At 39.0% G+C, this 10348-nt stretch carries 7 protein-coding genes; 2 read left to right on the top strand and 5 right to left on the bottom strand.

Going from position 1 to position 10348, the window contains the following annotated elements; all coding sequences use genetic code 11:
• The first annotated feature begins 36 nt into the window (after positions 1 to 36).
• Entirely contained in the window at positions 37 to 1767 is a 1731-nt protein-coding gene (locus JCM21531_RS09410; RefSeq protein WP_038289271.1) for a glutamine--tRNA ligase/YqeY domain fusion protein, read from the top strand.
• 83 nt (positions 1768 to 1850) lie between these two features.
• On the opposite strand, the gene JCM21531_RS09405 is transcribed toward JCM21531_RS09410, so the two are convergent.
• The 5 genes from JCM21531_RS09405 to JCM21531_RS21580 are packed head-to-tail and all read right to left on the bottom strand — an operon-like array spanning position 1851 to position 6532.
• The gene (locus tag JCM21531_RS09405) at positions 1851 to 2735 is read right to left on the bottom strand and encodes a hypothetical protein (RefSeq protein ID WP_038289269.1); all 885 of its coding nucleotides are present in this window, start codon (positions 2733 to 2735) and stop codon (positions 1851 to 1853) included.
• Positions 2716 to 4023, bottom strand: a complete 1308-nt coding sequence (locus tag JCM21531_RS09400; protein ID WP_243467488.1) for a hypothetical protein — start codon at positions 4021 to 4023, stop codon at positions 2716 to 2718. The genes JCM21531_RS09405 and JCM21531_RS09400 overlap by 20 nt, the downstream gene beginning before the upstream one ends.
• Positions 4001 to 4597: a DUF2339 domain-containing protein gene (locus JCM21531_RS21590; protein ID WP_243467487.1), complete on the bottom strand. Its 597-nt coding sequence runs from the start codon at positions 4595 to 4597 to the stop codon at positions 4001 to 4003. The genes JCM21531_RS09400 and JCM21531_RS21590 overlap by 23 nt, the downstream gene beginning before the upstream one ends.
• A gap of 5 nt (positions 4598 to 4602) precedes the next feature.
• A complete protein-coding gene (locus tag JCM21531_RS21585; RefSeq protein ID WP_243467486.1) occupies positions 4603 to 5913 on the bottom strand; it encodes a DUF2339 domain-containing protein in 1311 nt (436 codons plus the stop codon).
• Positions 5914 to 5938: 25 nt separating this feature from the next.
• Positions 5939 to 6532, bottom strand: coding sequence for a hypothetical protein (locus JCM21531_RS21580; protein WP_243467485.1), 594 nt, complete (start codon positions 6530 to 6532; stop codon positions 5939 to 5941).
• 509 nt (positions 6533 to 7041) lie between these two features.
• Here JCM21531_RS21580 and JCM21531_RS09390 point away from each other — a divergent pair.
• Positions 7042 to 10281 (top strand): endo-1,4-beta-xylanase, encoded by a 3240-nt coding sequence (locus JCM21531_RS09390; RefSeq protein WP_038289268.1) that lies wholly within the window; start codon positions 7042 to 7044, stop codon positions 10279 to 10281.
• The last annotated feature ends 67 nt before the right edge of the window (positions 10282 to 10348 follow it).

Below are 10348 nucleotides of genomic sequence, written 5' to 3'. Positions count from 1 at the left end.
TGCAGTATTTTAAAACTGACAAGGAGGATCAAAAGAATGGATGCTCAGATTGAGGGCAAAGTAAATGAATTAAATTCAACAGAAGAGACTGAAAAAATATATTCAAACTTTATTCAGGATATTATTGACGAGGACAATAGAACGAATAGATACGGCAGGAGAGTGCATACAAGGTTTCCGCCGGAACCTAACGGTTATCTTCATATAGGACATGCCAAGTCAATATGCCTTAATTTTGGAATTGCAGAGCAGAACGGCGGCTTGTGCAATTTGAGATTTGACGATACCAATCCTTCGAAGGAAGACACAGAATATGTCGAATCCATAAAAGCTGATGTTAAATGGCTTGGATTTGACTGGGAGGACAGATTGTTCTATGCATCCGATTATTTTGACAAGTTGTATGAGTACGCAATTCAGCTGATTAAGATGGGAAAGGCTTATGTTTGCGACTTGAGTGCCGATGAGATAAGGGAATACAGAGGTACTTTGACAGAGCCCGGCAGGGAAAGTCCGTATCGCAACAGAAGTGTTGAAGAGAACCTGGATTTGTTTATTAGAATGAAAAACGGTGAATTTGAGGACGGTTCAAGAGTGCTGAGAGCAAAAATAGACATGGCATCTCCCAATCTCAACATGAGGGACCCGGTAATTTATAGAATTATGAAGGCTCATCATCACAGATCCGGTGACAAGTGGTGCATTTATCCGATGTACGATTTTGCCCATCCCATATCCGACTCCCTTGAGGGGATAACCCACTCTATTTGTACACTGGAGTTTGAGGACCACAGGCCGCTATACAACTGGTTTATAGAAACTTTGAATATGGAGTGCAAGACCCGCCAGATTGAGTTTGCCCGTCTGAACTTGAATTATACTGTGATGAGCAAACGAAAACTGTTAAAACTTGTGCAGGAAGGGCACGTGAGGGGATGGGATGACCCGAGAATGCCTACTATATCGGGTCTTAGAAGGAGAGGATATACTCCGTCGTCTATAAGGAATTTCTGTGCCCGCATAGGAGTTGCCAAGAGCAACAGTACCGTCGATATATCGCTCCTTGAACACTGCATTAGGGAGGAACTTAATGAAAAGGCTCAAAGAGTAATGGCGGTACTAAGACCCTTAAAGCTTGTTATCGACAACTATCCCGAGGGAGTGGTTGAGGAGTTTGAGGTTCAGAACAATCCCGAGGATCCCGATTCGGGAACCAGGAAAGTGCCTTTTTCACGGGTTCTTTATATTGAGCAGGATGATTTTTGCGAGAACCCTCCAAAGAAGTATTTCCGTCTGGCTCCCGGACAGGAGGTCCGACTTAAGAGCGCATATATAGTAAAATGTGTGGATGTTGTAAAGGATGAAAAAACAGGTGAAATAATTGAAGTACACTGCACCTATGATCCAGGGTCCAGGGGAGGAAATGCTCCTGACGGGCGCAAGGTGAAGGGGACCATTCACTGGGTTTCGGCAGACCATGCCATTGATGCAGAGGTGCGTCTGTATGACCATTTGTTTACTGTGCCAAATCCCGGTGCCGATGAAAATGTTGACTTTATTGAAGAGTTAAATCCAAATTCATTGGAAGTATTAAGTTCATGCAAGTTGGAGCCGGGACTTGCCGGTGCAAAACCAGGAGATATGTTCCAGTTCCTCCGTTTGGGATATTTCTGTGTTGATGCTGTGGATTCAAAAGAGGGGGCACTGGTATTTAACAGAACGGTATCCCTTAAGGACACTTGGGCAAAGATTGCAAATAAAGACTAAAGAAATGAAGTTTTGAAGATGAGAGAATTAAAAGCGAGGAAGCTTTGAGCTTGCCCCGCTTTTTTTAATAGACAAATTTAGATTTAGAAAGTAAAGAATTCATATCTTCTTGTCCACTCTTGAGTTTTCCCCGGTGCAATATCTACATTTATAAATATTTCCGGACTTACAACATGGGTAGTACCCCATACCGCAACTTTTGAAATCTCAAATTCACTGTATTCTCTGATACCGACTCTTTCGGGTTCATATACCAATTCCCAATAATGCTGCCGTACTGATTCAAAGCCTTCTATTTGGCAGTAGAAATCACCTTTGGGCACGAAGTTCCATCGAATTTCATTCCCTTTTATGTTCATTACTTCAGGTATTTCTATGGGTTTGATATCATAGGGGAATTTCAGTACAAATCCGTCTCCAATCCTGTTGTTGTTTACGGAAAAAAAGTTGTGACAGTACTCTTCGGTTTTTATTGATTTGCTTCCCACGTTTTTAAGACAATAATCGACGGTCAGTATATTGTCTTTTAGAGTGACAGCCTTGGTCATTTTGACGGCATACCCGTTGCAATCTACAGGCTCCACATCGAATACCACAGCATTAGCATCCATTGAAATCTTGACGGGAAAAGGCTCAACTTCATATTTGTCAAAGAAGAAGTAATCCGACTCATCCGGACGGGTCAAAAGACCGGTTCCGAGCTTCGGAAACTTTTCTTGAGGTTTTGCCTCATCGTAGCCTATGGGGGTATTTATTCCAAACTCATTGCATAACCCGAAGCCGCCGGAGCCTTGGCCGGGAATCTCGGATTCGGGCACGCAAAAGGAGTATTTGTTGTCTAATACTATTTTGGTGATAAAAGCAGTCCAATCAAAACGGGAACCGTTGTATACCGAGCCCGGATGGGCGATTTGGACACTCAATCTGCCGCTTTCCAAATTTATATGCTTATTTGATGTATTGCTCATGTGTGTTTTGAACCTCCTGATAAATAATATATCCGTATTTTAACACAAAAATGCAAGTTAAAAAACATAAAGTGGGTAGCTTATGGAAACTATTTTTTATTTTTAAAAATATTATTACAGCCATAATTACAGCAACTAAGCAAATCGAAATATTAAAAATCAGTTTATAATCGTATTTTGGCGGATTTTCAGTGGCTTTCGGCGGTTCCCCGATAATCTCCTTGATGTTTAAAATATCATATCCTTCATCTAAAATATACTCTCTGTAACTTGAGATGTCATAGCTTTTTGGAGTTGAAATTTCGTTGCTGCCAAACTTGAGAACATACTCCTTTGAACTCGAACCTTCGAATACCAGCTCATCAAACAGATATTTCACTTCAATTCCCTGTATGTTTATGGGTTTGTCGTCTTTATTGTTTATTACCAACTCAGAAGTATCCGAGTCAACTTTATAGTGTTCTACGGGAAGGGTCAAGTCGGTGTACTGCGTGTCATTGAAATTAAGATTGTAAAGGGTCTTGGATGCCCTGCCGTCAAAACTTACTTCTCTTTTAAAAGTGCTGTCTGTTTTTAATGTAATGCCGGTAAGTTTCAGGTTTTTTAACCCATTGATTTTTACCACAGTTTTATTTTCTTGCTCAAGAACGGTGTATTCGGGATTAATGGTTTCCGAAAAATATTCTTTTTCGTGATAAACTATATTATATCTTAGTTCCACTGACGAAAAAGAAATTTTTTCTAGATTGTTTGGTATTTTAAAACGATAATGGGTGTACTTTTTTACGGTATCAAAGTTTATTTCAAGTTTCTTGATGCCGTCTACATTATACAGAATATCGTCCTGAACCTTTTCCCAATTGATATTGTCGTAGCTTCCGAGGATTTCTACTCTTTTTGCAAAGCCATCCTTGCCGGTTTTTATTTCAATGGAGGTTGCGATGACATCTTCATCGGGAAGATTTTCGACAGTATAGTCAAAGTAATAATCCTCGCCTTTTACAAAGGAGTTGACAAGATTCATTGTGTAGCTCTTTTTTGCTTCGAATTCGCTTTCTGCAAAGCTGTTTATAAAATAGGGAACAGGTTCGCCGTTTTCGTCATAGAGTACAAGGTCTGCCATGTTTGAGCCGATATTGTTGTATATTCTGGGCGTGAGCCGAATAGCCTTATACTTTTTACTTCCCGCATTTTCAATACGGGCAGTGTAAGCAAAGTCAAGGGCATACACACTTGAGCTAAAGAGAACAACAAACAAAACTATACTAATTAGTGCTTTTTTTATCATCGGGCATTACCTCACATAAATTTTCTAATTTTTTATTGAAATACTGATATACAAAAGATATTGCCAAGAGTACTATACCAAACACAAAGTAGGACAATATCCTATAACCCTGGGTCAAGAAAGCAAGGTCGATAATAAAAAGTTTTGCTACCGAAAGTATGGACATGGCAAGACCAAAGCGACGTATAAATACATATCTTCTGCCAAATCCGAATATTATCCACGCAAGGGCTGTGGCAAGATAAATAATACTTATTACTGCATTGTTGAATTCAAGTCCGTATTGGGTTATTAGATTTTGTGTCAGTATTATTACAAAGTAAAGAGATATTACAAGAGGATACCATTCAATACCCAGCTTGCGCTCTATTACGAAATACAATATCAAATCCCTTGCCGCAAGAATAGACAGAAAAGCTATTATAGCAAGCTCCAAGGTTCCGACAATGCTGATTGGCAAAGGCATTTGGTTAATATACCCTTTTACAGGTGAAGTGAAGTTTAAGGAAAAGAGGGTCAGCAATGCCAAAGTATATATTGTGATGGAAATGCCTTTTATAACATTGTCACACAAAATCTTTATCCTTGGAAGGTATATGCCACCAGGAAGCTTGTAAGAATCATTGCCGAAACAATCATATAATTTAAATTAAAGCCGGTGTCCTCAATAAACCCGTATAAAAATGGTCTTAGTTCGTTGTTGATTACATATAGCAGAAAGATTAAGAGATTTATGGATGAAGCGTATTTAAACAGTTTTGATGCATCGTCTGCCAGATTTTTTTTGTATATGAGAGTCCCAAGGACGATAATGCTGCCTAAAGTTATTGCAAAATATTTCAAGGTGAAGAGAGAATCTCGATACAGCAGCACATCGAAGCATATAAAGGTCCACAGGCAAAGGAGTGAAATTGCAACTCCCGCTTTTTTAAAGCCTTTCATTTCTTTGCATATACCGTAGGAAAGCAGAGCAATACCTTCAATCAGCCAGCCCAAAGACAGCCATACTTTTCCGAATTGGAAAGGTATTATCAATACGACAAAAGTGAGTCCCGTGAGATAAAACAGTGTAGTAACTTTCTTTTCCTTTGCCATGTTTCTTTCAATAAACCTTCCCAGCGACAAATAAATAATTGAGAAGGCGAGGGCAAGAACTCCGGTAAAGTCTCCGAGGTTGGACGCATAAAATGCCCAGTAAAGAAGAAGGCTGCTGACAAAGGTGTTTAACGACAACAGCACAATGTCAGAAGCTTTAAAACTAAGTTTTTGCTTGAAGGTTCCTGCTATAGGGATAAGAGTATAGATTACAAAGGCGAATAAAATATAAATTATGGTTATAATGGAGTTGTAAGAAAATTCGCGTGTTGTGAAAAGTCCGCCGAACATTGTTGATGATATATATATGGAACCTATAACGTTTAACACAAATCCTATATATGCCGTTACAATCCATTTTCTATTGACAGATATAATAAGTGCCAAAATATTCAGGATGACAAAGTAAACCATGGCACCATAAACTATTACGTCGTTGCCGGCTATGGAGAAGATGGGGAGGTATCCTCCAATCAGTGCAAAAGCCGATATGGTTTGGGAATTGTACCGCTGCGAAAGCACAAAAGCCCCTGCGGTTATAAGGATACACAATCCCAAAGCGGGATACATTCCCAGTATATTGAACTGGAAGTAACTAAGGGAAAGAGCTACATACAATACTGCAATACCTCCGCTGGTTATACCCAATGAAAAGACATTGGGTTTTTTGCGGTTTAATATTTCACCGGCTATAAGCAGCACAATACCGACTGCAAAGGTAAAGACACTCTTTAAGGGGTCCGGCAGCCTGAAATATGTAAATTGTGATGCTGTGATTACTCCTATAATGAGCAAAAATATACCCAGCTTGTTGAGGATATTAAGCTATAAGGGATTCGATATTGTTTTGCTTTGCCCGGGCTTTTATTTCCTCTTCCGTAACTTGCTCTTGCTTTAGCTGGGCAAGGCCTTCGTTTCTTCTTTCACTGAAGGCTCCCGATTGCCGCATAATTTCTTGGCGGGCCTCGGTTACTTTAACATTAAGGAGGTTTCGCAGTTCTTCAAGCTTTACAAAAATTTCATCCTGAAGGTTTACTCTGTTGGCCCTAAGTACTCTTGTCATTTCATCTATGCGTCTTTTTACCGACAGCTCAAATCTTGCCAGTCTGTTCATTTCCCCTTCAACATGCGCTTTAAAGTAAGCATCCATTCTTTTTTCTGCTGAGTTTAAAATACTGATTTTTTCGTTGTAAAACTGTTCGTATAATATATTTCTCAGATTTTTGTTTTCTACAGAGAGCTTTTCGTTTTCGCTTTCCTCCTTCTTAAGGCTCAATTTATATTTTTCGAGCTCTTCTTTTAATTTTTGGTTTTCTTTTACAATATCGTTGGCTTCGATGTTGGAAACTTCATTTTCGAGACTTGAGAGGATTTCTTTTTGCTTTGCTATAATATTTTTTAAGTTATTCACCATTGAAATTCGCCCCCTTTTTAAACGTATTATTAACACTGGCCAACAATCAAATTCTATAGAACTTTGCACTTATTCTACCATATCTAAGTATTATATGGCAATTATTATATTATGTATTGATTTATAATGCTTTTGAGGTTTTTCGCCGGATTCTGTTTTAGAAATTGAACTTTTGAGTAAAAAAAATTGAAATTGCATTTAAAATCCCAACTGAAAAAATGCATGTCTTACGAATAAATAACGCAAAGGGGAAATTTGGGGCAATAAGTCGTAGAAACATGCTTTATCTCAGAATTCGTAACTTTCTATGTTGAATTAAGTATAAGTAGGGGGTGAGATTAAGCAATTTCAGTCTGCAAAATTACATATTCTCAAAAAGAATTAATTGTGTTTTAATAAAAAGGGGGGATGAATTAAGGGTATATTTTGTTGAATTTTCCAAAGCAATATTATATTTTCCCTAACAACATTATTTATAGTTTTTTAAAAGATTTAAAAGGAGGTATCTTATGAAAATCAAGAGATTTCTGGCAAAGATGACAGCTCTTGTAGTACTGATTGGAGTGTTTTCCGTATTGCCCTTAAACATAGGCAAAATCTATGCTGATTTTGAAGTGGTTTATGACGACTTCGAGATTAACTATGACGGATGGTGCAATATAGGAGTTGATACTGTTTTAACGGCAGTGGAAAACCAGGGAAATAATGATACAAGAGGTATGATGGTATCAAATCGTTCATCTAAAGATGACGGTGCCTATTCCCAAAAAGGTTTTTATGTTGATGGCGGTAAGGAATATAATTACAGCGTTTTTGTAAAGCACAGCGGGACTGGCATTGAAAACTTCAAACTTTCATTGTCTTACCTTGATGCAGAAACAGAAGAACGTAAATCGGAAGTAATTGCAGCCAAAGAAGTTGCCGGAGGAGAATGGGTTGAGATTTCAACAAAATATAAGGCACCTGAAACTGCTTTGGATATTACTTTGTCTATTACAACCGACAGCACTTCAGATTTCATTTTTGATGATGTAACTATAACTGAAAAAAGAGCAATCGGAGAAAATACAGTATCTGCAGCAGGTAATCGTGTATTAAAGGATATATATGCAAACTATTTCAGAGTAGGTTCGGTACTTAACTCAGGAACAGTAAACAATTCATCAATAACGGCAATGATTATAAGAGAGTTTAACAGTATCACCTGTGAGAATGAAATGAAGCCTGATGCCACACTGGTTCAGTCAGGTTCAACCAATACAAATATCAGAGTATCTCTAAACCGTGCGGCAAGTATATTAAACTTCTGTGCAAGAAATAATATAGCTGTAAGAGGTCATGCATTTGTATGGCACAGTCAAACACCGCAATGGTTTTTCAAAGACAATTTCCAGGACAACGGCAATTGGGTATCCGCATCAGTTATGGATCAACGTATGGAAAGCTACATAAAAAATATGTTTGCCGAAATACAAAGACAGTATCCTTCATTAAATCTTTATGCTTATGACGTTGTAAACGAGGCAGTAAGTGATGATTCAAACAGGACCAGAAATTATGGCGGGGCGAGAGAACCTGGATACGGAAACGGTAGATCTCCATGGGTTCAAATTTACGGAGACAACAAGTTTATTGAGAAGGCATTTACATATGCAAGAAAATATGCTCCGGCAAATTGTAAACTTTACTACAACGATTACAACGAATATTGGGATCATAAGAGAGACTGTATTGCTTCAATATGTACATCTTTATACAACAAGGGCTTGCTTGACGGTGTGGGAATGCAATCCCATATCAATTCGGATATGAATGGATTTTCAGGTATTCAAAATTATAAAGCAGCTTTGCAGAAATATATAAATATCGGTTGTGATGTCCAGATTACCGAGCTTGATATTAGCACTGAAAACGGTAAATTTAGCTTACAGCAGCAGGCTGACAAATACAAAGCTGTTTTCCAGGCAGCTGTTGATATAAACAAAACCTCCAACAAAGGAAAGGTTACAGCTGTTTGTGTATGGGGACCGAATGATGCCAATACGTGGATCGGTTCTGAAAATGCACCTCTTTTGTTTGACAGAAACAATCAACCAAAGCCGGCATACAATTCGGTGGCATCCATTATTCCACAGTCCGAATGGGGCGATGGCGACAATCCTGTTGGCGGCGGAGGAGGTAATCCGGAGGAGCCGGATGAAAACGGATATTATTATCATGATACCTTCGAAGGCAGTGTAGGACAATGGACCGGTAGGGGACCTGCAGAAGTTCTGACAAGCGGCAGAACAGCATATAAAGGCTCGGAGTCCCTTTTAATAAGGGATCGTACAGCTGCATGGAACGGAGCGCAGCGTGCATTAAACCCAAGAACATTTGTGCCCGGAAATAAATATTGTTTCAGTTCTGTTGCAATGTTTATTGAAGGTGCTACCTCAACAACATTCTGCATGAAACTGCAGTATGTGGATGCAAACGGTGAAGCCAGATATGATACTATTGATATGAAGGATGCACTTCCAAACCAATGGGTTCACTTGTACAACCCTGAATACAGAATTCCTGCTGATGCAACTGATATGTATGTCTATGTGGAAACAGCAGACGATACTATCAACTTCTATATAGATGAAGCAATCGGAGCTATTGCCGGAACTGTAATTGATGGACCTGTGGAACCTAAAGTTAAAGCTGGAGACGTAAACTTGGACGGTTCTATTAACTCTACCGACTTGACAATGTTAAGGAGAGGCGTACTGAAGTTAATAACTCTCAGCGAGCAATCCCAGCTTGCAGCTGACGTTGACCAGAATGGAAAAGTAAACAGCACTGACATCACAATTCTTTCACGCTATCTCTTGAAAATGATTGATAAGTTGCCTTATAAGGAAGTCTCTCAACAGCCTGATGAAAATAAAACTCCTTTTAACTATGATGCGGCCCTGCAATACAGGGCCGCTCCCGATAATTATCTGAATACGTGTTCTCAGGCAGGGAGAATTGTTAAAGAAACTTACACCGGTATAAACGGAACCAAGAGTTTAAATGTATATCTTCCGTACGGCTATGACTCCAACAAGAAATATAACATTTTCTACCTAATGCATGGCGGTGGAGAAAATGAAAATACAATTTTCAGCAATGACGTTAAATTGCAAAATATCCTTGACCACATGATTATGAACGATGAGCTTGAGCCTTTGATAGTGGTAACACCAACCTTCAATGGAGGAAACTGCACAGCCCAGAATTTTTATCAGGAATTCAGAGCAAATGTAATTCCTTTTGTAGAAGGCAAGTACTCTACTTATGCAGAGTCAACAACACCTGAGGGAATTAAAGCTTCCAGAATGCACAGAGCCTTTGGAGGATTCTCAATGGGAGGATTGACAACATGGACGGTAATGGCTAATTGCCTTGATTACGTTGCATATTTTATGCCTCTCAGCGGAGACTACTGGGCTGGAAATTCCGGTCAGGAAAAAGCTAATGCCCTTGTTGCATCAATTAATAATTTCGGACTTTCAAACAGGGAGTACTTTGTACTTGCGGCCACAGGCTCCGAGGATATTGCATATGCTAATATGGTACCTCAAATTGAAGCTATGAAAACGAAGCCGCAATTTGTATATACTTCAGATTTTTCCAAGGGTAATTTCTACTTCCTTGTAGCTCCGGGTCTTACCCACTGGTGGGGATATGTAAGACACTATATTTATGATGCTCTTCCATATTTCTTCCATGAGTAATAATACGTGAATGCCTGTTTACTACGGAATTATGAGCAAACATTTTAAGTAGTGCTCAGGCAATTGA

It is taken from the genome of Acetivibrio straminisolvens JCM 21531 (assembly GCF_000521465.1).
In the GTDB taxonomy this organism is placed as follows: Bacteria; Bacillota; Clostridia; order Acetivibrionales; family Acetivibrionaceae; genus Hungateiclostridium; species Hungateiclostridium straminisolvens.
This window is presented reverse-complemented; position numbering and strand designations above follow the sequence as displayed.

Bases quoted from the DNA above. Each gene is read 5' to 3' on its own strand.
- JCM21531_RS09405 (WP_038289269.1), bottom strand. From the start codon at position 2,735: ATGAGCAATACATCAAATAAGCATATAAATTTGGAAAGCGGCAGATTG.
- JCM21531_RS21580 (WP_243467485.1), bottom strand. From the start codon at position 6,532: ATGGTGAATAACTTAAAAAATATTATAGCAAAGCAAAAAGAAATCCTC.
- JCM21531_RS09390 (WP_038289268.1), top strand. From the start codon at position 7,042: ATGAAAATCAAGAGATTTCTGGCAAAGATGACAGCTCTTGTAGTACTG.
- JCM21531_RS09400 (WP_243467488.1), bottom strand. From the start codon at position 4,023: ATGATAAAAAAAGCACTAATTAGTATAGTTTTGTTTGTTGTTCTCTTT.
- JCM21531_RS09410 (WP_038289271.1), top strand. From the start codon at position 37: ATGGATGCTCAGATTGAGGGCAAAGTAAATGAATTAAATTCAACAGAA.